Genomic DNA, 23,120 nt, shown 5'->3' with positions numbered 1-23,120 from the left:
CAGGTCGAGAATGAACAATGCGACAGCCCTACTGCGGGGGCGGGTGATGGTGCGGCGGGATCTGTCCGTTCGCCACGGCGTGCTCGGCCTGCTTGATCGCCTCGACCACCAGTGCCACGGCATGCTCATCGGTGAGGCGGTAGAGCACGCTCGTGCCCTCCTGACGGGTCGTGACCATCCGCGCCATCCGCAGCCTGGCGAGGTGCTGGGAGACCCCGGACGGCTTCTTACCCACCAGTTCGGCCAGCGCGTTCACCGGGAGCTCCTCAGCCTGCCGCAGCGCGAGCACGATCCTGATTCTCGTCGGGTCGGACAGGATGCCCAGCACCTCAGCCGCCAGGTCGACGTACTCCGATGACGGGTCCATCCCGCAAGACTTAGTGCCTGCATTCATACGCAGACACTAACACGCGCCGTGTGGCACTGTCCGCGGACGGGGGATCCCTTCGTACCACGTTCCATAACTCTCCCCCTCGGACGAAAACCTGGCAACACGCTGACATCGGGGTTCTACCGTGAATTCGGCGGCGATCGAAACCAATCTCCGGAGCGTCCGGCGTGTTTTCTCCAGCGATGTAAAGGAATCAGGCAACGGGGCTTGTCCCACGCAACGGTGTGCTACCCGGGCGCGATCCAACTTATGCCACCCGTATGAATCCACCGAAGACGAACCTTCTAGTTACAACGACGCGGGTGCTCGGCTTCGCAGACTGCACGGAGAACGGGTCGCTGGCACACAAGCCGTACCCCGTGGGGAATTTCGTGCCCCATCGGCTGTTTGCGTCGGGCGCGGTTGTCGCGGGCCGTTAGTCCCAGGCCTTTGCTCTCCGTTGCCCGTAGCCTGGAGGCATACGACCACTTTGGGATGTGACACCATGACGACCTTCGACGTCCAGCCCGATCTCCAGCCCGCGTGGCGTGGGTTCGCCGAGGGGCCGTGGACACGGACGATCAACGTGCGCGACTTCATCGCACGCAACTACCAGCCGTACCACGACGGGCCGGAGTTCCTGGCCGGTCCCACCACCAAGACCAGTGACCTATGGGAGACCCTGGAGCGCGACTACCTGTCCGTGGAGCGAGAGCGGCGGGTCTATGCGGTGGACACCACCACCCCTGCAGACATCGACGCGTTCGCTCCCGGGTACATCAGCGCCGACGATGACGTCATCGTCGGGCTGCAGACCGATGTCCCACTGAAGCGCGCGATGATGCCGGCCGGCGGCTGGCGGATGGTGGAGACCGCGATCGGTGAGGCCGGCGGCGAGGTTGATGAGCGGATCAAGGAGATCTTCACCAAGTACCGCAAGACCCACAACGACGCGGTGTTCGACATGTACACCCCACGGATCCGCTCGGCGCGTTCGGCGCACCTGATCACCGGGCTGCCGGACGCCTACGGGCGCGGCCGGATCATCGGTGATTACCGGCGGGTGGCCCTGTACGGCGTCGATGCGCTGATCGCGCAGAAGACCCAGGCGCTAGCGGATCGGGCCGGAGATGGATTCTCCGAGGAGTGGGCCCGGTCCCGAGAGGAGCACGCCGAGCAGATCAAGGCCCTCCGTAAACTGATCACGCTGGGCACCCAGTACGGGTTCGATCTGACCCGCCCGGCGGCCGATGCCCGGGAGGCGGTGCAGTGGACGTACCTGGCCTACCTGGGGGCGATCAAGTCCCAGGACGGTGCCGCGATGAGTTTCGGTCGGCTCTCCGGGTTCTTCGACATCTACATCGAACGTGACCTCGCCGAAGGGGTGCTGACCGAGAGCCAGGCCCAGGAACTCATCGATGCCCTGGTGATCAAGTTGCGGATCGTACGGTTCCTGCGCACGAAAGCCTACGATCAGGTCTTCTCCGGAGACCCCTACTGGGCCACTTGGACCGACGGCGGGCTGGGTGAGGACACGCGGACCATGGTCACCCGCACCTCCTTCCGGCTGCTGCAAACGTTGCGCAACCTGGGCCCGGCACCGGAGCCGAACATCACGGTGCTGTGGGACGAGTCGCTGCCGTCGGCCTACAAGGACTTCGCCGCAGCGATCAGCGTGGAGACATCCTCGCTGCAGTACATCTGCGATGACCACGTGCGAGAGCATTTCGGTGACGACGCGGCGATCGCGTGCTGTGTCTCGGCGATGCGCATCGGCAAGCAGATGCAGTTCTTCGGGGCCCGAATGAATATCGGCAAGACGTTGCTGTACGCGCTGAACGGCGGCCGTGACGAGAGGTCCGGTCAGCAGGTGGTGCCCGGCTTCGAACCGGTGGCCGGGACCGGACCACTGGACTACGAGGAGGTCTGGGCGAAGTTCGACGCCATGCTCAACTGGGTGGCTGAAACCTACGTCGAGGCACTGAACATCATCCACTACAGCCACGACAAGTACGCCTACGAGGCGATCGAGATGGCCCTGCATGACAGCCAGATCGTGCGCACCCTGGGTTGCGGGATCGCCGGGTTGTCGATCGTGGCGGACAGCCTCGCGGCGATCAGGTACGCCCAGGTCACCCCGGTGCGCAATGAGGCCGGGCTGATCACCGACTACCGCACTGAAGGGGACTTCCCCCGCTACGGCAACGACGACGACCGGGCCGATGACATCGCCCGGCTGGTGGTTACCACGGTGATGAACAAGATCCGTGGGTTGCCCCGCTACCGCAACGCGGTGCCCACCCAATCGGTGCTGACGATCACCTCCAACGTGGTCTACGGCAAGGCCACCGGGTCTTTCCCGTGTGGGCACCAGGCTGGAACTCCGTTCTCCCCCGGCGCTAACCCCGGCAACGGCCGGGACACCCATGGCATGGTCGCCTCGATGCTGTCGGTGGCCAAACTCCCCTACGGCGACGCGCTGGATGGGATCTCCCTGACCAACACGATCACCCCTTCCGGGTTGGGGCAGACCAAGGACGAGCAGGTGGCGAACCTGACCGGGGTGCTGGACGCCGGGTTCGGCTCAGGGTTGTTCCACGCGAACATCAACGTGCTGAACAAGGACACCCTGACCGATGCGATGCAGAACCCGGAGAACTACCCGAACCTGACGGTCCGGGTCTCGGGCTATGCGGTGAACTTCGTCAAACTCACCCGTGAGCAGCAACTCGACGTGCTGTCCCGTACCTTCCACACCTCCTCATGACGGCCCTGAATGGTGCGTGCGGGGCGGCCGCGCCGGGCGATGAGGGCTTCATGGCCCCCCGGCAGCGGCTGGCCGGCGCCGGCCTGGCCGGACTGCCCGAGGCGGCACTGGACCAAGGTGAGCGCTTCGCGGCCATGCGCAGTGGCGAGTTGGGCTCGGTGCACTCCTGGGAGTTGTCCACCGCCGTTGACGGGCCGGGCACACGGCTGGTGGTGTTCCTCGCCGGGTGCCCGCTGCGCTGCCAGTTCTGTCACAACCCCGACACGCTGCGGATGGAGGACGGGCACGCGGTGATGGCCGACGACGTACTCGCCCTGGTGCGCCGGTACCGCAAGGTTTTCGCTGCCACGGGCGGTGGGCTGACCCTCTCCGGCGGTGAGGTGCTGATGCAGTCGGCGTTCGCGGCCCGCATCCTGGCCGGGGCCAAGCAGATGGGCGTTCATACCGCGATCGACACCTCCGGGTACCTCGGCGCGGCCTGCACGGAGGCGATGCTGGGCGATGTCGACCTGGTGCTGCTGGATGTGAAGTCCGGTGATGAACAGACCTATGAGCGGGTGACCCGCGCGTCACTGGCGCCCACGCTTGAGTTCGGCGATCGGCTGGCCGGCGCCGGGGTGGAGATCTGGGTGCGTTTCGTGCTGGTGCCCGGGCTGACCGATGCTGCCCAGAACGTGGATAACGTGGCCGGCCACGCGGCCCGATGGGACACCGTGAGCCGGGTCGAGGTATTGCCGTTCCACCAGATGGGCCGGGACAAGTGGACCGCCCTGGGCCTGGATTACACACTCGCGGACACCGAGCCGCCGTCGCCAGAACTGACCGAACGGACGCGCGAGCAGTTCCGGGCCCACGGCCTGACCACGTACTGAGTAGTCAGCCGGTTTCCCTCACGATTGGTCGATGCAGGCCGATAGGACGAAAGGAGACAACGAACGGAGGACGGTGGACCGGATCCTCGCCATCTCTCATCGCGTGGCGCAGATCGAGGCGACCCTCGGCTCGGTCTCGGTTCCGCGCGTGCAGCCATCCGCAGGTTCTGTCACATCGTTCGCCGGCGTCCTCGCCAACGCCGTCGCTGACACTGCCCCGGCTGCGATTGCCGCACCTTCCAACTTCGGACCGTCTGGGTTCCAGGTCAACGCCGACGGTGTGCCGGTCGATCTTGCCGCGTACGGAAACGGCCGCATCCCTCGTGAGGCTCTGGAACCGGTAGGCAACACCGGCCACAGACTGTGGGCACCCGCCGCCCAGTCGTTCGAGAAACTGCTGACGGCGGCTGCGGCCGACGGCGTGAGCATCGGCGTCACCGACTCCTACCGCCCGTACGATGTGCAGGTCGACGTCGTTCGACGCAAGGGCCTGTACTCCGAGGGCGGCCTGGGCGCCAGGCCGGGCACCAGCCAACACGGCTGGGGAATGGCCGTGGACCTCGACCTGAACGCACCGGCGCAAGCATGGATGCGCACAAACGCCGCACAGTTCGGATTCGTCGAGGACACCCCGCGCGAGCCCTGGCACTGGGCATTCCAACCCTCCTAAATACGGAGATCCGGTACCCGCCGATTTCAGCCCACACTCTGGGTGTTGCACGCGCCGGTAACGCTTGTGGATGACTGCCCGCGAGCCTGGGACCAATACCTGCGCCGACCGCGAGAATGAGGGACATGAATTCTGAACCTTCTGAGGTGAACCTGCCCCGAGTACTTGTCGTGGACGATGAGCCACCGCTGGCACGACTGGTCGGGAACTACCTGGAACAGCACGGTTTTGAGGTCCAGGTCACTGGTGACGGCAGCGACGCAATCCAGCGGGCTCGCCAGTGGCATCCCGGCGTGATCGTGCTCGACCTCGGCCTGCCGGGAACAGATGGTGTCGAGGTTTGCCGCGCGGTACGCACCTTCTCCGACTGTTACATCATCATGCTCACCGCCCGGGTGGAGGAGGTAGACAAACTCATCGGGCTGTCGGTGGGCGCCGATGACTACGTCACCAAACCCTTCAGCCCGCGTGAGTTGGTCGCCCGGGTGCGGGCCATGCTGCGTCGCCCACGCCAGGACACCGGGCCGCGCGGGGCGGGCGTGTCCTTCGGCCCGCTGAGCATCGATGTCCTGAGCCGGGAGGTATACATCGAGGGGGAGCCCGTGGGGCTGACCCGCACTGAGTTCGACGTCCTCGCGGCGCTGGCACAGCGCCCGGACATGGCCTTCTCGCGCCGTCAACTCATCGAGACAGTGTGGGGACCGGGGTGGGTGGGTGATGAGCGCTTGGTCGATGTCCACATCGCGCAACTGCGGCGCAAACTCGGGGATAGCGCCTCGGCGCCGAAGTTCATCAGGACGGTGCGGGGCGTGGGCTACCGGATGGGCCGCGGGGAGTGATCCCCGCACCGCGCGGTCGGTGGGGCTCGGCGCCCGGCTCCTGGCCACCCTGCGGCTGTCGGTGGCAGCCGGATCGCTGCCGCACTACCGCATCTCTTCGAGCGCCTCGACCGCGCCGACGCGGCTTGCGACCGCGCCCATGAGGGGCAGGCATCGGGCTCGCCATCATTCACTCCATCGTCCGAGCCCACGGCGGCACCGTGACCGTGGACAGCGCAGGCCCAGAACACAGCGCTGTCTTCACCGTCGAACTGTCCCTGGACGCCTCGAACCGGCCGCAGCACCGCTCAACCTGACGGCGTGCTCTCCTTGGCGATCCTGATCGGGCAACTCGGGAGCCGATCGAGTCTCGTCGCGTGCCTCGGCGCCGGGAAAGAGAGCTCTGATGGCCCACATGCCAAGGGCCATGAAGACCAGGCAGATCGTGAGAAGCGGTATCCAAACGCCGATATCCATGACGGGTCCTCCTGCCTTTCCCGGTCCGGTCACCTGACGGGTTGAGACACGCCCGGCTCGGGGACCACGTGGTCTGCAGACCGCTGATGAGTGCCGCTGCGAACAATCAGGACGATGCCGACGGCGATGCTGACCAGCGCCCACAACTGGGGCTGGGTCAGGCCAAGGATGACCGGGTCGTTGGTCCGCAGGAACTCCACCAGGAAACGTGACAGGCCCGACAGGCCCAGATACGCCCCAAAGACTGCCAATGGCGCCCACCGCCGGACAAGCACCACCAGGACGGCGGCGGCAACCGCTGCCAGGATCGCCTCATACAGCGGGGTGGGGTGGACAGGCACATCTGTGGCGACCACGCCGGAGGGGAAGGCCATCCCCCACGGCAGATCGGTGGGACGCCCGTAGGTTCCATCACCACTGACGAAGCAGCCCAGCCGGCCGATGCCGTACGCCACCGTCAAGGGTATGGCGACCGCCCCGGCGACGGTGTCTACCGGTAACTGATGGCGCCGAATGACGACTAGTGCCGCAATGACGCCCCCCACCAGGCCGCCGTACCAGGTGAAGCCCATCCCGCCCAGGTCGTGCACGGTGATGGCGGGATACTGTTCGAGCAGGTAGTAGATCTTCGCGCCGACGAACCCCCAGAGCGTCGCCCACAGCACCAGCGCGTGGGCGGATTCCTTCTTCAGACCCTGACGTTCGAAGGCCCGCCCAAGCAACCACGCAGCCACCAGGGCAGCGGCCGCCTTGCTCACTCCGTAACTTTGAACATCGATCCCGAGGATCGTGAACAATTCCGGACGCATGCTCTCCCCACTTCTCGTGTCACGCATCACCGCTCCGCCGGCGGTGTCTTTCACACCACGATGACCGACGTTCACGAAGAAGACTTGCGCCGTTGGATGAAGGTTCGCTGAAGACACTGAACGCCCGCTTTGAGTAGTCACGGGCGAGTTGCCGCGCGACTGCGCCCACCAGGCCCTCGAGCCCTTCGGCGCCTCCCACCGCGGGGCGGCGGTCGCTTCTTCGAAGGTTCTTCGCTCTGAATTCTCGAATGGGGGTCTGGCCGTGGCCCGGAGGCACCGCTCCCCCGTTCCTTCAAGCCGTGCAGCAACCGCCACCACGTCTTCATGGTTTCTTCATCGTCCCTTCGGCGGTATGGACACATTCGGGTGGTTATCTGGTACGCATACCCAGCAGGGGTATAGGAGGTGTGGGACTGTGAAGACGAAGGTGTATCGAGTGTGGGGGCTGACGTGCGAGGTGTGCCTGGCGCGGCTGCTGGAGCGGGTGCGCAACTTGCCCGGTGTGAGGACCGTCGCGCTCGATCTGGTCAGAGATGGTGAGTCGCGTCTGGCGCTCACCGCCAGCCCCGCCCTCCCGCCGCAGGCCGTTCGTGCCGCGGTCGAGGACACCGGGTTCTCCCTGTCCGCCCCGGCTGCCGAGTCAGCAGCATCTACGGAGGTGTGATCGTCATGAGTGTGCTCGATTGGTCAGTGATAGTCGGCGGTGTTGTGTTGACCGCGTTGCTGGTGTGGTACTTCTTCGGCCCGAAGCAGTCGCGCCGCGCCGAAGTCGCCGGCGGCGTGCAGGAAGTGACGGTAACGGTCAGGGGCGGCTATAGCCCCGACCTCATCGAGGTCCAGGCCGGGATGCCGGTGCGGTTGCTGTTCGACCGGCAAGAAGGCGGGGACTGCTCCTCCCGGGTGATGTTCCCCGAGTTCAAAATCAACCAGGGCCTGCCGGCCAACACTGTCACCGCGGTGGAGTTCACCCCCACCTCCACCGGGGAGTACGGCTTCGCCTGCGGGATGAACATGCTCCAGGGCAGGGTGCGGGTCGTGGGCGAGCCGGGCCACGAGTCCGCCGACGGGCGCGCGGCAGTTGCGGTGGCCGAACGGCCCGGACATGACCACGGCGGGGTGGCCCCGCGCATCCAGGACCACCACGGCGCACCGAGCGGCGAGGTCGGGCACGGGGAGCTGGTGGATGGTGTGCAGGTCGCCGAGGTCAGGATCCGTGGCGGCTACCACCCGCAGGTCCTTCGACTGGCCCCCGGTGTGCCGGCACAGTTGGTCCTGGTCAGGCAGGAGAGCGGGGCGTGCTCTGAGCGATTCACCATCCCGGCACTCGACGTGGACGTCGCCGTCCCCGGCTTTGGCAGCACTGTCCTGAACGTTCCCGCCCTTGCCGAAGGGCGGTATGAGTTCACCTGCGGGATGGGGATGCTGCACGGTGCCCTCGAGATCGGTGACCCACCCGGCACAGACACCGGCACCGGCACCGGTTCCACCGGTGCCGAATCCCCGGCCCCGGTGGCGGTTTCACCGCCGGTAGCACCGGAGGAGGACGCTGAGGAGCAGGAGAGAGCCGCAGAGATCACCGACCTGCGCCGGCGGGTGCTGCTGGGGGCCGTGTTGAGCCTGCCGGTCGTGCTGGCGGTGATGGCGGTGGAGTTCTTCGCCGCAGCGTGGGTCCCGGACTTCTTGATGAACAATTGGGTGCAGTTGGCACTGATCACCCCGGTGATGTTCTACACCGGCTGGCCCATCCACAAGACCGGGTGGCTAGCCCTGTCCCACCGCACCGCGGAGATGAACTCCCTGATCACCCTCGGCACGATCGCCGCCTACGGCTACAGCCTGGTGGTCACGTTCGCCCCGGGGCTGCTGCCCGTGGAGACCCGGGAGGTCTATTACGAGGCGGTCGGGGTCATCATCACCCTGATCTTGCTGGGCCGGTTATTGGAGACCAAGGCCAAGGCCGGCACCGGGGAAGCGATCCGGACTCTGATCGGTCTACAGCCGCGCACCGCTCGGGTGGTACGCAGTGGGCAGGAACTGGAGATCCCTATCGATGAGGTCGTGGCCGGTGACGTGGTCGTGGTCCGTCCCGGGGAGAAACTGCCGGTGGACGGACAGGTTGTGGAGGGCACCTCCACGGTGGATGAGTCGATGGTCACTGGGGAGCCGATCCCGGTGACGAAGTCCTCCGGTGATGAGGTCATCGGCGCCACCATCAACCAGACCGGTTCTTTCCGGTACGCCGCTACCAAGGTCGGTGCGGACACGATGCTGGCCCAGATCATCAACCTGGTGCGCCAGGCGCAGGGGTCCAAGGCCCCGATCCAGCGCCTGGTGGACAAGGTCTCCAGCTACTTCGTGCCCGCGGTGATCCTCATCGCGATCTGGGCGTTCGTGGTCTGGACTCTCGTGGGCCCCTCACCGGCAATCATCTTCGCCCTGGTCGCCGCGGTCTCCGTGCTCATCATCGCCTGCCCCTGCGCGCTGGGGCTGGCCACACCGCTGTCCATCACCGTGGGCACCGGCAAGGGCGCTACCGCCGGCATCCTCATCCGGTCGGCCGAGGCCTTGGAGACTGCGCACAGACTCGACACGGTGGTGCTGGACAAGACCGGCACGATCACCAAGGGCGCCCCGGCCCTGACCGACGTGCTGCCCGGCGAGGGCTTCACCGACATCGAGTTGCTCACCCTGGTCGCGGCGGTGGAACGCTCCTCCGAGCACCCGCTGGCCAGCGCCATCGTCGCCGGCGCCCAGGACCGCGGCGTGCGGCTTCCCGAGGTGGCCTCGTTCGACTCGGTCACCGGGCAGGGCGTGCGTGCCTTGGTCGAGGGCCGGGAGGTCCTCGTTGGTAACCGGCGCCTGCTGGGCAGTGTCGGGGTGCAACCGCAGACTGACGCCGCGGACCGTTTGGCCGCGGACGGCAAGACCCCGATGTTCGCCGTCGTCGACGGGCGTTTCGCTGGGGTGCTCGGCGTGGCCGACACGCTCAAGGACGGGTCGGTGGACGCCATCGCCGCCTTGCAGAAGCGCGGCCTCGACGTGGTGATGATGACCGGGGACAACCGTGCCACGGCTGCGGCCATTGCCCGCCAGGTTGGTATCACCCGGGTGGTGGCCGAGGTCATGCCCGAGCATAAGGCCGCCGAGGTCACGCGCCTGCAGGGCGAGGGCCGGGTGGTAGGCATGGTCGGTGACGGCATCAACGACGCCCCGGCCCTGGCTCAAGCTGACGTCGGCTCGGCGATCGGCACCGGCACCGACGTGGCGATCGAGTCCTCCGACATCACCTTGATCTCCGGGGCACTGTCCGGAGTGGTCACCGCGGTGGACCTATCTCGGGCCACGATGCGTAACATCCGGCAGAACCTGGTCTTCGCGTGGATGTATAACGCGATGGGGATACCGATCGCCGCTGGGGTGCTCTACCCCGCCCTGGGCCTGATGCTCAGCCCGATGATCGCTGCGGCCGCGATGGCACTGTCCTCCCTGTCCGTGGTGGCCAACGCCAACCGCCTGCGCGCTTTCACCCCTTCGACTGTCCCCGAGGTCACCAACATCCCCGCCTCCGACCCGGTGGTGGAGGTTGGGCTCGACGACGAACAAGGAACGCAGAACACCATGTCCAACAACTCTGCACAGGTCACCGACCCGGTGTGCGCGATGAGCATCGACCCAGCATCCGCCGCCGACAGCGCCGAGCACGAGGACAACACCTACTACTTCTGCTCCATCCACTGCGCGCAGACATTCCGGGCAGACCCGGCCAGATACGCCACCTCGCTGGCTCCCTAACCCACACACCCCGCGGGCGCCGGCATCACGCCGGTGCCCACGAAGATCCCGGGAGGCGATCACGATGACCACCGACCAGCACACACGGGCCCTGCTGCTCCGGCTGCGCCGGATCGAAGGCCAGGTCCGCGGCATCGCCCGCATGGTCGAGGACGACAAGTACTGCATCGACATCCTCACTCAGGTTTCGGCCGCTTCCCGGGCGCTGCAGAGCGTGGCATTGGTGCTGCTTGAGGGGCACATGGCCCACTGCCTGCTTGACGCCGCACAAGTTGACGAACTCCAGCAGGAAGCCAGGCTCAAGGAGGCCTCCGATGCCATCGCCCGCCTGGTCCGCAGTTGAGGGAGGGGGAAGTTCGTGGCCATCGACTATGACGCCCCACGCCCCCGCGAGGAGGATGGGCCCGACACGATGCCCCTGACCGCGCTGACCCGGGCAGCGCCGGCGCACCAGGAGGAGGCCGACGAGGCCCGAGTTAACCGAGCAGTATGAGTTGCCCGGCGCGGACCTGTCAGGTGAGGAGCTGGCCGTGGCGGTGGTGCCCCCACAGAAGGACGAGTTCCTCTGCACCCGGTGCTTCCTCGTCCACCACCACAGCCAACTGGCCCACCACGACGCTGGCCTGCCGGTGTGCGCCGAATGCGCGTCCTGACCGCGGGGCCATCGAAGGCATGATGACAAGAACGAAACGAAGGAGAGTTGAGATGAACGTTCAGGTAGCCATCAACGGTTACGGCGTGATCGGTAAACGAGTGGCCGACGCGGTGCGGGCCATGCCCGACATGGACCTGGTGGGGGTGGCGGACGTGGCCACCGACTGGCGAGTGCGTACCGCGACCGAGCGGGGCATCCCCGTCTTTGCCGCCACCGAACAGGCCGGTGCAGCCATGGCCCAGGCCGGGGTGCCGATGGCCGGCACCCTGGATGAACTGCTGGCCCAGGTCGATGTCGTGGTGGACACCACTCCCAAGAAGGTCGCCGCCACCAACGCCGAGGTCTACCGCGCTGCCGGGGTCAAGGCCGTGTTCCAAGGCGGGGAGTCCCACGCCACCACCGGGCACTCCTTCGTCGCCCAGGCAAACTACGACACAGCACTAGGCCTGCAGGCCACCCGGGTGGTCTCCTGCAACACCACCAGTATCGTGCGCGTGCTCGGCGCGCTGCAGGATGCGGGCCTGCTCGCCCGTGCGCGTGGGGTGCTGATCAGGCGGTCCACCGACCCCAGCCAGTCCCACCAGCGCGGCATCATGAACACCGTGGTCCCCGAGGGCTCCATCCCCTCCCACCAGGGTCCCGACGCCCGCACAGTCCTGCCGAAGTTGGACGTGGTCACCATGGCCGCCAAGGCGGCCCACACCCAGACTCACAACCACTTCTGGACGCTGCAGTTGACCCGCCCGGCCAGCCGGGAGGAAGTCCTGGACGTCCTGCGGGGCGCACCCAGGATCGCGTTCATCCGCATGGCCGACGGCCTAACCGCCTTGAATACCACCGTCGAACTCATGGGCGACCTAGGCCGGCCCCGCGGTGATATGTGGGAGGTTGCAGTCTGGGAGGACGTCCTGACCGTCGAGGGCGACGAGGCCTACCTGACCTACCAGGTCAACAACGAGGCCATCGTCACCCCCGAGACCATAGACGCGATCCGGGCCCTGACACAGACCGCCACCGACGGTGCAACGTCGATCGCACTGACCGATGAAGTCCTCGGGATGCGCCGCGAGTTCCTCCCCAGCCCTGTCCCCGTGACCGACTGACACCAGCCGGTGCTCGGCGCCCAGCACATCACGGCCGTGTGGCCGAGAAGGAGGCGATCATGACCACCACTGGTTCCACGGTCATCGTCACGATCAATGCTCTGCTGCTCAAACGGCTCCGGCTGCCCGCCCAACAAGCCCCGGACGCACCCCAGCGCGCCGTCCGGGAGCCGAAGCCCACCGCACCGGTGCCGGCCGGCACCCGCTGACCGGGGTCGACGTGGAAGTACATTCTGGCACCACCGCTTCGGCCGCTTCGGTAGCCGAAGCGGTGCCGCAGCGGCCGCGGCCGTTGCGGATGCTGTGGATCACCGCAGCCTGGGGGGCGTGCTTCGTGGTGATCGAGTGGGGCCTGCGCGACGCCCCGCTGCTGTGGTACGCCGCACTGCGTGCCCTGGTCGCCGGCGCCGCACTGGTGGCCCTGGGAGCCATCCAGCGCCGTCCGACCCCCCGCAGCGCACGTGCCTGGGGGCTGATCACGGTCCTCGGGCTGGTCAACGTCACGCTCGCCTTCTCAACCATGTTCGCCGGGGTTGCCGGTGGTGCGACCGGCACCGCCGCGGTGCTGGCCAACGCCCAGCCGCTGATGATCCTCCTGCCCGCCTGGTGGCTCTACGGGGAGAAACTCTCCCCCCGGACCACGTCCGCCCTGGTCGTCGGCTTCGCCGGGCTCGTCCTGGTCGCGCTGCCCGGCGGCGGGGGTAGCGGCGCCGCCCTGTCGCTGCTCTCGGCAGTGGCCGTGACCGCCGGCACCCTACTCTCCCGCCGTCTGGTCGGACTGGACCTGGTCACGGCCACCGGCTGGCACCTCCTCATCGGTGGGGTGGCCCTTGCCGGCCTCGCCGCGGCCGTGGAGGGTGCTCCGGTGATCAACTGGACCCCCCGCTTTGTTGTGTCGCTGGCGTTCCTGGCGCTGGTGGGCACCGCGGCGACCACGGTGGCGTGGTTCGGCGAGGCCCGCCGCAGCCGACTGGACACCCTGACCACCTGGACTTTCCTGACCCCCGTCCTCGGCATCGCCCTGGCCGCCGTCCTGCTGGGCGAACGCCCGGGCGGGTGGACCGCTGCCGGGCTCCTCGCCGTGCTGGCAGCCATGTGGATTACCCTGCGGCCACCACGCCGCACCACGACTCCCGCGCAGACCACCGGCCCGCCAGAAGTGGGCTTCGTCCCAGACCCGCGCCCGGGCATATCCGACAGCCGCCAGATGGCCACCGCACCGGACTTACCAACCGAAGGAGAAACGTGACGCACCCGACGACCCACCCGAGCCCGTCACCGGCGGCACCGGCCCCCACCGGGGCGGTCCCCCCGCAGGAGGCGGTGATCTTCGACTTGGACGGGGTGGTGACCGACACCGCCACACTGCACGCCCAGGCGTGGCGACAACTCTTCGATGAGGTGCTCACCGACCCACGCGCCGGCGAACCCGGCACCCACGCCCCGTTCGACGAGGTGGGTGACTACCGCCGCTACGTCGACGGACGCTCCCGCCAGGACGGTGTGGGCGCCTTCCTCACCGCCCGTGGCATCGATCTGCCCGCAGGGACACCGCAGGACCCGGGCGGGTCCTGGACGGTGCACGGGATGGCCACCCGGAAGAACGAGTTCTACCTGGACCTGCTCACCGAGCACGGCACCAAGGCTTTCACCGGCACCGTGGACCTGCTCGACCGGCTGCGGGCCGGTGGGGTGCCGGTGGCGCTGGTCACCGCCAGTCGCAACACCAGCGCGCTGCTCGGGACCGCAGACCTGGCGGGGGTCTTCGACGTGATCGTGGACGGGGACCGTGCTGCCGAGTTGGGCCTGCCTGGCAAACCCGACCCGGCGATGTTCCTCACAGCAGCCGCTGAACTGGGCGTGAACCCGGCCCAGGTCGCCGTTGTGGAGGACGCTGTCGCCGGTGTCCAGGCGGCCCGTGCCGGCGGGTTCGGCCTGGTCGCGGGCATAGCCCGGGCCGGGCAGCGGGCCGAGTTGGAGGCCGCCGGGGCCCACCTGGTGGTCGAGGACGTCGCCCAACTCGATCTGGGTGCGTTACGCGCCGACCCCTGGACGCTCGTCTACGAAGGTTTCGACCCCGCCCACGAGGGCCACCGCGAGGCACTGACCACCTTGGGTAACGGCTATCTCGGCACCCGGGGCGCGGCCCCGGAGCGTGCCGCCGACGGGGTGCACTATCCCGGCACCTACCTGGCCGGTGTCTACAACCGGCTCGTCTCCTCGGTCCATGGCCGCCAGATGGAGGACGAGCATCTGGTCAACGCCCCCAACTGGCTGGTCCTCGACCTCGGCGCACAGGACGAGCAGTCGTGGTGGTCCACCGGCGGCCTCACCGTGTCCGGGGAGAGACGTGAGCTGGACTTGCGCCGCGGTGTGCTCACCCGCACCGCGGTACTCACCGACCCGGGCGGGCGACGGCTGCGGCTGCGGCAGCGGCGCCTGGTCTCTATGACCCGGCCGCACCTGACGGCGCTGGAGACGACCGTGCTCACCGACGGTTGGAGCGGGATACTGAAGGTGCGCTCCGGCATCGACGCTGGTGTCCGCAACGGCAACGTCGCCGAGTACACCGCGTTGGCCGACCGTCATTTGCGCACCACCGGCACCGAGAAGGCCGGGCCGGGCACTCTTCTGGTGGAGGTGGAGACCGTCCAGAGCCAGGTCCGCATCGCCACGGCGGCCCGTACCACCGTCAACGGGGGCATCCCGGACGCAGACTTCGAGCGCGACAACGAACTGCACTCCCTGGTACTCGAAGTGCCGGTCACAGACGGTGAACCGGTCACCATCGACAAGGTTGCCGCCGTGTACACGTCCAAAGATCCGGCGATTGCCTCGCCCCGGTTGGCGGCCCTGGGCGAGTTGACTGCCGCTCCGCGAGGGTTCGACGGGCTCCTCGACGAACACGTGGCGGCGTGGGAGCGGCTTTGGGACCGCTTCGGGATAGAACTGGAGGCCGACACCCAGACCCGGCTGGTGCTCAACCTGCACGTCTTCCACCTACTGCAGACCCTGTCCACGCACACCGCCGAGTTGGACGCCGGCGTGGCGGCCCGCGGCCTGCACGGAGAGGGCTACCGCGGGCACGTGTTCTGGGACGAACTGTTCATCCTGCCGGTGCTCACCACACACCTGCCACAGGTCAGCCGCGGACTGCTGGACTACCGGTGGCGTCGCCTAGACGCCGCCCGTCGCGCCGCAGCGCAGGCGGAACTGCCCGGTGCGATGTTCCCCTGGCAGTCCGGCAGCGACGGGCGGGAGGAAACCCCCGTCATGCTGTTCAACACCCGCTCCGGACGGTGGATGCCGGACAACTCCCACCGCCAGCGCCACGTTGGCCTCGCTATCGCCTACAACGCCTGGGAGTACTACCAGGCCACCGGCGACCTCACCTGGCTCGCCCGTCGCGGCGCGGACCTGATCATCGAGGTCGCACGGCTCTTCGCCGCCCTGGCCAAGCACGACCCCAGCACCGACCGCTTCCACATCAGGGGTGTGATGGGACCCGATGAGTATCACGACGGCTACCCCGACGCGCCCGGCGAAGGCCTGACCGACAACGCCTACACCAACGTCCTGGCGGCGTGGGTATGCCAGCGGGCACTGGACGTCCTCCAGACCGTGGCTGGCCACGAGTGCGACGACCTACACGCCCGCCTCGACATCGCCCCAGACGAGCCCACCACCTGGGAGCACCTCAGCCGGCGCCTGGCCGTGCCGTTCCTGCCCGATGGGCTCATCGCCCAGTTCGCCGGCTATGAAGACCTCGCAGAGTTGGACTGGGACCACTATCGGCGCACCTACGGCAACATCGGGCGCCTGGACCTGATCTTGGAGTCCGAAGGGGATGCGACTAACCGGTACAAGCTGGCCAAACAGGCAGACGTCCTCATGCTCATCTACCTCCTGGGACCCGGCGGGCTATTGAACATGCTTCACCGCCTCGGCTACCCCACCACCCGCCAGGTACTGGCCCGGACCGTGGACTACTACCTCACGCGCACCGCGCACGGCTCCACCCTCAGCCGAGTCGTGCACGCCTCGGTCCTGGCCCGCCTAGACCCTGCCCGCGGGTGGGCCACCTTCCGTGAGGCCCTTGCTGCAGACCTGGACGACACCCAGGGCGGCACCACCCAAGAGGGCGTCCACCTGGGCGCCATGGCCGGCACCATCGACATCCTCATCCGGTCCTTCGCGGGCCTTCACACCCAGGGCCCAACCGTTGTCCTGGACCCCGCACTACCGGCCGGACTGCCCGCCATGCGCTTCCGTATCCAGCACCGCGGCCAACGCCTCCACATCATCCTCGACGAGAACACCCTGACCGTCACCGCCGAGCCGTGCGCGGCCAACCCACACATCCGACTGCGAGTCGGGGAGCACGAAAGCGCCCTACCAGCCGGCACCACCCAGCGCTTCTCTGGGATCCCGGGCGCCGCGGTGACTCGGTTGTCCGGCCTATCTGAATAACTCTGGCGTTGTCTGGCCGGGGTGTGGACAGTCTCGAACGCCAGCGACACCAACACCGAGCCACGTGGCGCCACCGCCGCGCGATCACTCATGTCCCCTGAGCGGTCAGCGTGCGCGGCGCTCGAGCATCCACCCGTGCGGACCCGTGAGACGCTCAGCCTCCTGCGGCCCCCACGAGCCGAGCGCGTAAGGCAACGGGGGCGGGCGCTGGGGGCCCTGCACCGGCGCGAAGGCGGTGAAGGCCGCCCGCAGGCAATGGGAGGTGGTGAACAGCGAACGGTCCCCGACAAGAACATCGTGGAGCAAGGAGGCATAGGCGGAGATCGGCTCCCCGCCCGGCACCTCAGCCAAGTCAAGTTCGGTGTGCGCGAAACTCAACGCCCGACCCGGTCCGGGGGTGCTGACAGTCACACCGACAGCAAAGGCCCCGGGTCCACTGAAGTCGATCTCGATCGTGTTACGCCCAGTGACGGCCGCGCCCAAAGGACCCTGGGGCGGACGCATGATCAAGGTGATTCGCTGAGCCTTACGAGCCATGCGCTTCCCGGTGCGCAGCACGAACGGGACGCCCCGCCACCGGTCGGTGTCGATCCACAGCCGGGCAGCGACAAACGTGTCCTGCCCGGAACCAGCCGCCACCCCGGCTATATCGGTATAGCCCTCGAACTGCCCCAGCACGACGTCCCTGACCGGATCCAGTGGCCGGAACGCCCCGATGACCGCATCCCGTGCGGCCACAACCGACTCCGGGTCCTGCACGTCCGCCGGCGGATCCATCGCCACCTGGCTGGCCACGTGGAACAGATGGGTGACCAGCATGTCCAGCGCCGCGCCGGTAGCGTCGTAGAACCCAGCCCGCTGGGCGACGTCGAGGTCCTCGGGCACGTCGATCTGTACCTGCTCAATCCCGTGGGCATCCCATTGCGAGCCGAACAGCCGGTTCGCAAAGCGCAACGCGTAGATCGCCTGCACCGCCTGCTTGCCGAGGAAGTGGTCAATGCGGAAGACCTGCTCCTCGGTGAGCACCTTCTTCACCAGCGCGTCCAACGACTCAAAGTCTGCCAGCGACCTGCCGTAGGGTTTCTCGAAGACCACCCGGGCGCCCACCGCCAAGTCATGACGTCCCAGCCCCCGAGTAATCACCGGATACGCCGCCGGTGGCACGGCCAGAAAGTGCACGACCAACGGCTCACCGCCGCCCTCGGCCGCTAACTCACGCCGCGCGCGAACGAGAACCTCAGGCAGTGCACCGGGGTCGTCATCGGTGAACCCCCCGCCCGCGTAGCCGACCCGCAGGCATACCTGGTCCCAGTCCTCGGGCAGACCCAACTCGCTGCCCAGCAGGGAATCCCTCAGCCGGGCACGGAAGGCCTCCTCATCCAACCGGTCTGTGGAACAGCCGATCAAGCGCCACCTCTGGGGCAGCAATCCGCGCTCGTGCAACTCCACCAGGGCCGGCATCACCATGCGGTGAGCCAGGTCACCAGTGGCACCGAACAACACCACGATCACAGACTGAGTGGTTCCGGTCGCACTCCCGGGCGGTGATAACGATTCCAACTTAGACCTCCGTCAAAGATACCGGCGGAACGCTCAGGTTGCCGTGGTGTAGGCCTGCGGGTCGGCGTCGAATTCGGCGCAGCGCCCGCAGCAGACGCAGTAGCGCTCGCCCTCGAAGTCTCGCACGAACCCGTTCACCTCCGACTGGGACTTCGCCTGCGCGCCTGCGCGGTGCCCCTCACCGGGCAGGTGACCAGTACCTCACCCGGACCGGCGTGACGTCGTAGTGACCACGCTCACGGTCCCCGCCACCACAACACCCGCCGCCACCATGATCTTCCTGACCGTGGCCCCTCACGCTCCTCCTTCTCTTCCTCCCTACCTGAGGACGGCGACCTGCCGCCCATCACGTAGGCGGTTGCTATCCCGGGAACGACATCCCCGATCCTACCCCCAGGGGGTACTGTACGGGTGCGTAGGCGCCTGCCAGAGAACTCATCACCGTAGTTTCACAAAGGGTCGTTGCGGGCCGAGTCTCGATGCTCATTGTGGGGCACGAGGGGCCGGGACAATAGCGACAATCGCGCATGGCCCAGTGGTGCCACTGATGAAAACCCTGTTACGCACAGATCGTTCGAGCGGTGGGCCATGGCAGTTGCAATTTGGGATCGGCGTGTCCACACCAACGTCATCAGCGCACCGACGAACACCACTGCGCCCGAGACGAGGACTTCGCCGCCGTAGGGAGCCAGCTGCACCAGCGGCGCGTCGGTCTTGGAAAATGCCAGGATGCCCCACGGGAAACCGCCAAACGGCCAAGAGCCCCGAAACTGCTCGACAGCCACCCAGATGAGGGCACCGAGACAGGTCTGCACCACGGGGTGATCCCGTACCCAGACCGCCCGCCAGCAGATAGATCTTCCCGACCGACAGGTAGTTCGCCGCGCGCTACCACCCGTCGATCCGAGCGATGGTGGCGTCGTCCGGGTCCTGCCCGACGCCGGGGTGCCAGATAGTCGGGGAAGCACTTACGCTCGTCATGATTCAGCACTCCTGTGCCATGGGCCCGCCAAGCGGCAGGCTGGTTTCCATCACCATGGCCCACTTCGCCCGCCTCTCTCCTCCTACTTTGGTCTCGGTGTGCCTCAGTTTCTGCATCTGCTCGCTGTCACCCAGGCGTCCTTGTGTCCGATCGCGTGACCGCCGAGTTCACTGGGAAGGTTGCCATCATGCCGACCATGTCCGTTCTTGAAGCCTTGCTCTGCCGCAGCGGACCATGGCGGTGCTTGGCGCGGCGAATCCTGCCGTGGAGTACTCAAGGGTTTTCGCTTGCAGGTGAGGTGCTCGAGATCGGCGGCGGAAGTGGTGCCATGGCAGCAGAGCTTGGCCGCACCAACCGGCAGATTCGTCTCACCGTGACCGACCTGGACCCCGCCATGGTTCGTGCCGCACGGCAACGGTTGGTACAACTACCGCACGCCGTGGTTTACCAGGCCGATGCCACACAACTGCCGTATGGAAATGGGTCCTTCGACGTGGTGATGAGCTTCCTCATGCTCCACCACGTGATCGACTGGGAAAGCGCAGTGAACGAAGCGTGCCGTGTCCTGCGGCCCGGGGGAATGTTCCTGGGATACGACCTGGTCGCCTCCCCCGTGGCATCAGTGGTGCACCTTGTGGACCGTTCCCCCCACCGACTCATCGAGCGCGGAACACTGGAGCCCGTCTTGGCCCAGGCCGGCCTCCAGATCGTCAACGTACAGTATTCGCTGCACGGTCTTGTTCTACGCTTTGCCGCCCGCAAAACGTGCCCGCCCTAGCCCGGTGCCGGCGCGTTCGGGCCGACCTATCCAGCCACGGGCCAGGATGCTCCTATGGATGTCAAGTCCGGTCCGGGGTGGTGGTGAGGTCGGTCTTGATGGCTTGGTAGACCTCGCGGGCGATGGCTCGTTTGAGGATGCGCAAGCGTCTTTTCTAGGACCGCAAACGCGCCCAAGGAAAGAAGCACAACGCCGCCCCTATTCGCCTCGCCCGCCGCCGCATCGACGTCCTACACGCCATGCTCAAAACGGCACCCTCTACGAACCCCGACCATCCCCCAAGCCGCTTGACACAGGACATTGGGACACCCCCAGGGAACGACTTCCATCGGATGCACTGAGCGGCTGGATCCCGAGCGCGATCAGTACCCGACGAACTCCTCGAAGTGCACCCTGGAGGCGTCCACTCCCACGACGTGTAGAGCGCTGCGGACGGCGTCGACCATCATCGGCGGCCCGGCAACATACCACGTGCGCTCCAGGTCATCGATCTTCTTGCGGATGAACGACTCGTCGAGGAGACCGAACCGCGTGCACAACGTCAGCCGGGCGTTGCCGCGCGCCATCTCGTCGAGCTCATTGAGGAATACGGCAGACCGGGCGTTCTTGTTGGCGTACAGCAGAGTGATCGGGGGCCAACCGTCCTCACGGCCGTCCAGGGACCGCAGCATGCTGACGAAGGGCGTGACACCGATGCCTCCGGCCAGCAGCGCCACCGGCCGCACCGGTTCGCGTGGCAGCGTGTAGAACCCGTGCGGCCCCTCGATCTGCAGTTCAGACCCGAGGTCGAGCTCTCGCAGGGTCCGCTTGAACCCGCTGCCGGTCTCCCGGTAAGCGATCGAGACTCTCTCCTCGTCATGTGACGAGGAGACGATGGAGAAGACGCGCGATCTTCCCCTGGCGTCTCGGTGCAGCAGTTTCGGCGCCCGGACCTGCAAGTACTGTCCGGCATCGAAGACGAAACCGTCGGGCCGCGCGAACGACACCTCTAGGGTGTTCTCCGCAACCTGTCTGCGGCCCGTCAGCGCGGTGGTGAAGACTCGCCGCCGTCCTCGCAGCCTCACTCCGCTACCTTCCCACCGCGCGCCGCTGGCGGACCGTCTTCACGAATGCGGCGGCCTGAGCCCCCATGACCGAGAGCACCATCACGACGTAGGCGAAGCGCAGGATGTTCTCCGGGTAGGCGGTCGGCAACCCCATCATGACTCGGTACGGGGAAGGCGTGTAGTGCATGAAAGCGAAGTACAAGGTGTGCAGCGCCATGGTGTAGAAGACGACGTAGGAGAAGGTGTGCAGCCATTTCCATGACGAGATTCCCAGGAAGCTGACCGCCCGGTCGAACGACGTCGCTGCCAGGACGAGCGCGAACAGCAGCGCGAGGAGACCCATGAGGTTGGCGAGCCCGAATCCTGGCTCAAAGCGCAGGTAGGCGTCCAACTCGGGCACGTACTGGAACCCCAGCAACTCCCGGACGGACCAACGCGCCCAGCCGTCCCAGACGAGGGCGAAGTGCCCGAGCACCACCAGGGTGAACCAGACCCCGGCCTCCCGCCGCCAACTGACGAGCCGTGTCAACGCCGGCCACAGCCGCGCGGCCGGTCCCACGAGGGCGACGAACCAGATGAGCGCGGCGGCGCCCACGCCGAACGACTTCCACAGGCGCATCTCGCGATCCCATTCGCCGTTCGCCTCCCAGCCCCCGTAGACCGCCAACCCGGCGAGCCCTCCGACGAGGAGATGGCGCAGCACAACCTCCCTCGTGCTCTTGACCCCGAGCAGCATCGTCGTGGTTCCACCTTCCATTATTCGGGTGTGTGCGGGGCCGGATGGCCGACGCCCGTCGGACCCCACCCTCCAGTGTGGAGTGGTGGACGTAGGCCGCTCGCGCGCGAGCGGCTCTGCTGTTGTCGTCTATGCCGTCTCTAGTCCGGTGTGGCGTCTCCTTCCTCGTATGTGTCGGCCAGTGGCCGGCGTACTCTCAGGCGAGTGCTTCGGACCGGATACGTGCGCGCGGCCGTCGCCTGAGTCCTGACAGGGCGCGGGAAGTTTCTTCCCGGCTCCCCAGCACGAGGAAGGCGAGCAGGACACCGTAGAACGGAAGGTGCCCGAGAAGCTCGGTCGCCCCGAAAAGCGCCAGCGTCGCGGTGAACGGCACAGCCGCCAGGAGCGCGACCACCTGCGGCAGAGCGCCGGAAATGACGAGCAGCCCGAACAGGAGCTCGACGGACCCGGCAACCACCGCGAAGGCGTCGGCGCTCACCCCGAACGGGGCAAGGAGATTGAGGAGGGGCTCCTGCTCGAGCATCGCCCGCGCCATCGCGGGATTAGCGAACTTTTCAACGACCGCGAGGGAGATGAGGGTTACTCCCGCACCGAGTTTGAGGCCCAATGCCGCGCGGCGCAGTGTCGGCGGGTCAAGGTCCGTGCGGCCTCCATCCTTCAGACGCGGCGGCAACATAAACAAGAACGCCGCGATGCCGACGAACACTGCCAGGGTGACGAGCGCCTCGGGACCCTGCAGAGCCACGAGCAGCGGCCCGGTGAGCATGATCGCCACACTCGCCGCGCGCACCAGGACACCGGCGATGAGCAGCCCGCCCACCACGGCCTGCGGCACGAGCAGCAACGTGCCCCCCGCGCCGTCCGGGACATGGATACCGGGATCCAGGACCGCCCGGTCGAACGCCAAGACCAGCAGGCTGACACCCAGATGCGCAGCGAGCAGCCGCGGCACCCACGGCACGAACGACGCCAGCCGCCGTGCCGGCTTGATCACCGCCAGTTCGGGAGCCGGGAGCCGCGCCGCCACCGGCCGCAACAACACCGTCACCGCGACGGTTGCGGCCACAGCGAGGACGACGCCGGGTCGCAGCAGCGCCCCCAAGTCCAGTGGATAGGCCTCCGGGTCGCTGACGAACCACTCCTGGTGAGCGCCGGCCGGTACACCGCTGCCCACGACGACGAACCCCACAACCAGGGCAACCACGGCCCCTCGAG

General features: G+C 67.2%; 19 protein-coding genes and 1 pseudogene. 13 read left to right on the top strand and 7 right to left on the bottom strand.

Features of this window, described 5'->3' with window-relative positions; all coding sequences use genetic code 11:
- Window positions 1–28: 28 nt before the first annotated feature.
- Entirely contained in the window at window positions 29–367 is a 339-nt protein-coding gene (locus ACO0LU_RS07695; protein ID WP_424790811.1) for an ArsR/SmtB family transcription factor, read from the bottom strand.
- A gap of 508 nt (window positions 368–875) precedes the next feature.
- Between ACO0LU_RS07695 and pflB the strand changes: the two genes are divergently transcribed.
- From pflB to ACO0LU_RS07675, 4 genes are all read left to right on the top strand, one after another.
- Window positions 876–3,137, top strand: coding sequence for a formate C-acetyltransferase (pflB, locus tag ACO0LU_RS07690; RefSeq protein WP_424790810.1), 2,262 nt, complete (start codon window positions 876–878; stop codon window positions 3,135–3,137).
- The gene (pflA, locus tag ACO0LU_RS07685) at window positions 3,134–4,009 is read left to right on the top strand and encodes a pyruvate formate-lyase-activating protein (protein ID WP_424789381.1); all 876 of its coding nucleotides are present in this window, start codon (window positions 3,134–3,136) and stop codon (window positions 4,007–4,009) included. Before pflB ends, pflA begins: the two co-directional genes overlap by 4 nt.
- A 31-nt stretch (window positions 4,010–4,040) precedes the next feature.
- The gene (locus ACO0LU_RS07680; RefSeq protein WP_424790809.1) at window positions 4,041–4,679 is read left to right on the top strand and encodes a M15 family metallopeptidase; all 639 of its coding nucleotides are present in this window, start codon (window positions 4,041–4,043) and stop codon (window positions 4,677–4,679) included.
- 125 nt (window positions 4,680–4,804) lie between these two features.
- The gene (locus ACO0LU_RS07675) at window positions 4,805–5,518 is read left to right on the top strand and encodes a response regulator (protein ID WP_424789327.1); all 714 of its coding nucleotides are present in this window, start codon (window positions 4,805–4,807) and stop codon (window positions 5,516–5,518) included.
- Between the two features lie 485 nt (window positions 5,519–6,003).
- Here the strand turns inward: ACO0LU_RS07675 and ACO0LU_RS07670 are convergent, their stop codons facing one another.
- On the bottom strand, window positions 6,004–6,810 hold the full coding sequence (locus tag ACO0LU_RS07670; protein WP_424789326.1) for a prolipoprotein diacylglyceryl transferase: 807 nt from the start codon (window positions 6,808–6,810) through the stop codon (window positions 6,004–6,006).
- A gap of 388 nt (window positions 6,811–7,198) precedes the next feature.
- Here ACO0LU_RS07670 and ACO0LU_RS07665 point away from each other — a divergent pair, with 388 nt between their 5' ends.
- The 8 genes and pseudogenes from ACO0LU_RS07665 to ACO0LU_RS07630 all read left to right on the top strand — a co-directional run bounded on the left by ACO0LU_RS07665 (window position 7,199) and on the right by ACO0LU_RS07630 (window position 16,803).
- Entirely contained in the window at window positions 7,199–7,447 is a 249-nt protein-coding gene (locus tag ACO0LU_RS07665) for a heavy-metal-associated domain-containing protein (RefSeq protein ID WP_424789325.1), read from the top strand.
- A gap of 5 nt (window positions 7,448–7,452) precedes the next feature.
- A complete protein-coding gene (locus tag ACO0LU_RS07660; protein WP_424789324.1) occupies window positions 7,453–10,575 on the top strand; it encodes a heavy metal translocating P-type ATPase in 3,123 nt (1,040 codons plus the stop codon).
- 64 nt (window positions 10,576–10,639) lie between these two features.
- A complete protein-coding gene (locus ACO0LU_RS07655; RefSeq protein ID WP_424789323.1) occupies window positions 10,640–10,918 on the top strand; it encodes a metal-sensitive transcriptional regulator in 279 nt (92 codons plus the stop codon).
- Window positions 10,919–10,933: 15 nt separating this feature from the next.
- Window positions 10,934–11,228: pseudogene (locus ACO0LU_RS07650) on the top strand (DUF4193 domain-containing protein).
- 52 nt (window positions 11,229–11,280) lie between these two features.
- On the top strand, window positions 11,281–12,333 hold the full coding sequence (locus ACO0LU_RS07645; protein WP_424789322.1) for a type II glyceraldehyde-3-phosphate dehydrogenase: 1,053 nt from the start codon (window positions 11,281–11,283) through the stop codon (window positions 12,331–12,333).
- 59 nt (window positions 12,334–12,392) lie between these two features.
- The gene (locus ACO0LU_RS07640) at window positions 12,393–12,542 is read left to right on the top strand and encodes a hypothetical protein (protein ID WP_424789321.1); all 150 of its coding nucleotides are present in this window, start codon (window positions 12,393–12,395) and stop codon (window positions 12,540–12,542) included.
- Between the two features lie 11 nt (window positions 12,543–12,553).
- Window positions 12,554–13,582, top strand: coding sequence for a DMT family transporter (locus tag ACO0LU_RS07635; RefSeq protein ID WP_424789320.1), 1,029 nt, complete (start codon window positions 12,554–12,556; stop codon window positions 13,580–13,582).
- Window positions 13,579–16,803, top strand: coding sequence for a beta-phosphoglucomutase family hydrolase (locus tag ACO0LU_RS07630; RefSeq protein WP_424790808.1), 3,225 nt, complete (start codon window positions 13,579–13,581; stop codon window positions 16,801–16,803). Before ACO0LU_RS07635 ends, ACO0LU_RS07630 begins: the two co-directional genes overlap by 4 nt.
- 105 nt (window positions 16,804–16,908) lie before the next feature.
- Here the strand turns inward: ACO0LU_RS07630 and ACO0LU_RS07625 are convergent, their stop codons facing one another.
- Together ACO0LU_RS07625 and ACO0LU_RS07620 are read right to left on the bottom strand one after the other, a co-directional pair.
- Complete coding sequence (locus ACO0LU_RS07625; protein ID WP_424789318.1) at window positions 16,909–18,309, bottom strand: glucose-6-phosphate dehydrogenase; 1,401 nt, start codon at window positions 18,307–18,309, stop codon at window positions 16,909–16,911.
- 503 nt (window positions 18,310–18,812) lie between these two features.
- Complete coding sequence (locus tag ACO0LU_RS07620; protein ID WP_424789317.1) at window positions 18,813–19,331, bottom strand: hypothetical protein; 519 nt, start codon at window positions 19,329–19,331, stop codon at window positions 18,813–18,815.
- A gap of 201 nt (window positions 19,332–19,532) precedes the next feature.
- Between ACO0LU_RS07620 and ACO0LU_RS07615 the strand changes: the two genes are divergently transcribed.
- Window positions 19,533–20,123 (top strand): class I SAM-dependent methyltransferase, encoded by a 591-nt coding sequence (locus ACO0LU_RS07615; protein ID WP_424789316.1) that lies wholly within the window; start codon window positions 19,533–19,535, stop codon window positions 20,121–20,123.
- Between the two features lie 362 nt (window positions 20,124–20,485).
- On the opposite strand, the gene ACO0LU_RS07610 is transcribed toward ACO0LU_RS07615, so the two are convergent.
- The 3 genes from ACO0LU_RS07610 to ACO0LU_RS07600 form a co-directional block, all read right to left on the bottom strand.
- Window positions 20,486–21,187 (bottom strand): FAD-dependent oxidoreductase, encoded by a 702-nt coding sequence (locus ACO0LU_RS07610; RefSeq protein WP_424789336.1) that lies wholly within the window; start codon window positions 21,185–21,187, stop codon window positions 20,486–20,488.
- Between the two features lie 4 nt (window positions 21,188–21,191).
- Window positions 21,192–21,926: a hypothetical protein gene (locus ACO0LU_RS07605; RefSeq protein WP_424789335.1), complete on the bottom strand. Its 735-nt coding sequence runs from the start codon at window positions 21,924–21,926 to the stop codon at window positions 21,192–21,194.
- Window positions 21,927–22,101: 175 nt separating this feature from the next.
- Complete coding sequence (locus tag ACO0LU_RS07600; RefSeq protein WP_424790807.1) at window positions 22,102–23,007, bottom strand: hypothetical protein; 906 nt, start codon at window positions 23,005–23,007, stop codon at window positions 22,102–22,104.
- Between the last annotated feature and the right edge of the window lie 113 nt (window positions 23,008–23,120).

Origin of the sequence: Pseudactinotalea sp. Z1748 (genome assembly GCF_049725185.1) — a bacterium.
Taxonomy (GTDB): domain Bacteria; phylum Actinomycetota; class Actinomycetes; order Actinomycetales; family Beutenbergiaceae; genus CALKWS01.
The sequence above is the reverse complement of the archived record's forward strand: the minus strand, read 5'-3'. Positions and strand labels throughout refer to the sequence as shown.

Bases quoted from the DNA above. Each gene is read 5' to 3' on its own strand.
- ACO0LU_RS07695 (WP_424790811.1), bottom strand. From the start codon at position 367: ATGGACCCGTCATCGGAGTACGTCGACCTGGCGGCTGAGGTGCTGGGC.
- pflB (WP_424790810.1), top strand. From the start codon at position 876: ATGACGACCTTCGACGTCCAGCCCGATCTCCAGCCCGCGTGGCGTGGG.
- pflA (WP_424789381.1), top strand. From the start codon at position 3,134: ATGACGGCCCTGAATGGTGCGTGCGGGGCGGCCGCGCCGGGCGATGAG.
- ACO0LU_RS07680 (WP_424790809.1), top strand. From the start codon at position 4,041: ATGCAGGCCGATAGGACGAAAGGAGACAACGAACGGAGGACGGTGGAC.
- ACO0LU_RS07675 (WP_424789327.1), top strand. From the start codon at position 4,805: ATGAATTCTGAACCTTCTGAGGTGAACCTGCCCCGAGTACTTGTCGTG.
- ACO0LU_RS07670 (WP_424789326.1), bottom strand. From the start codon at position 6,810: ATGCGTGACACGAGAAGTGGGGAGAGCATGCGTCCGGAATTGTTCACG.
- ACO0LU_RS07660 (WP_424789324.1), top strand. From the start codon at position 7,453: ATGAGTGTGCTCGATTGGTCAGTGATAGTCGGCGGTGTTGTGTTGACC.
- ACO0LU_RS07655 (WP_424789323.1), top strand. From the start codon at position 10,640: ATGACCACCGACCAGCACACACGGGCCCTGCTGCTCCGGCTGCGCCGG.
- ACO0LU_RS07645 (WP_424789322.1), top strand. From the start codon at position 11,281: ATGAACGTTCAGGTAGCCATCAACGGTTACGGCGTGATCGGTAAACGA.
- ACO0LU_RS07640 (WP_424789321.1), top strand. From the start codon at position 12,393: ATGACCACCACTGGTTCCACGGTCATCGTCACGATCAATGCTCTGCTG.
- ACO0LU_RS07615 (WP_424789316.1), top strand. From the start codon at position 19,533: ATGCCGACCATGTCCGTTCTTGAAGCCTTGCTCTGCCGCAGCGGACCA.
- ACO0LU_RS07605 (WP_424789335.1), bottom strand. From the start codon at position 21,926: ATGGAAGGTGGAACCACGACGATGCTGCTCGGGGTCAAGAGCACGAGG.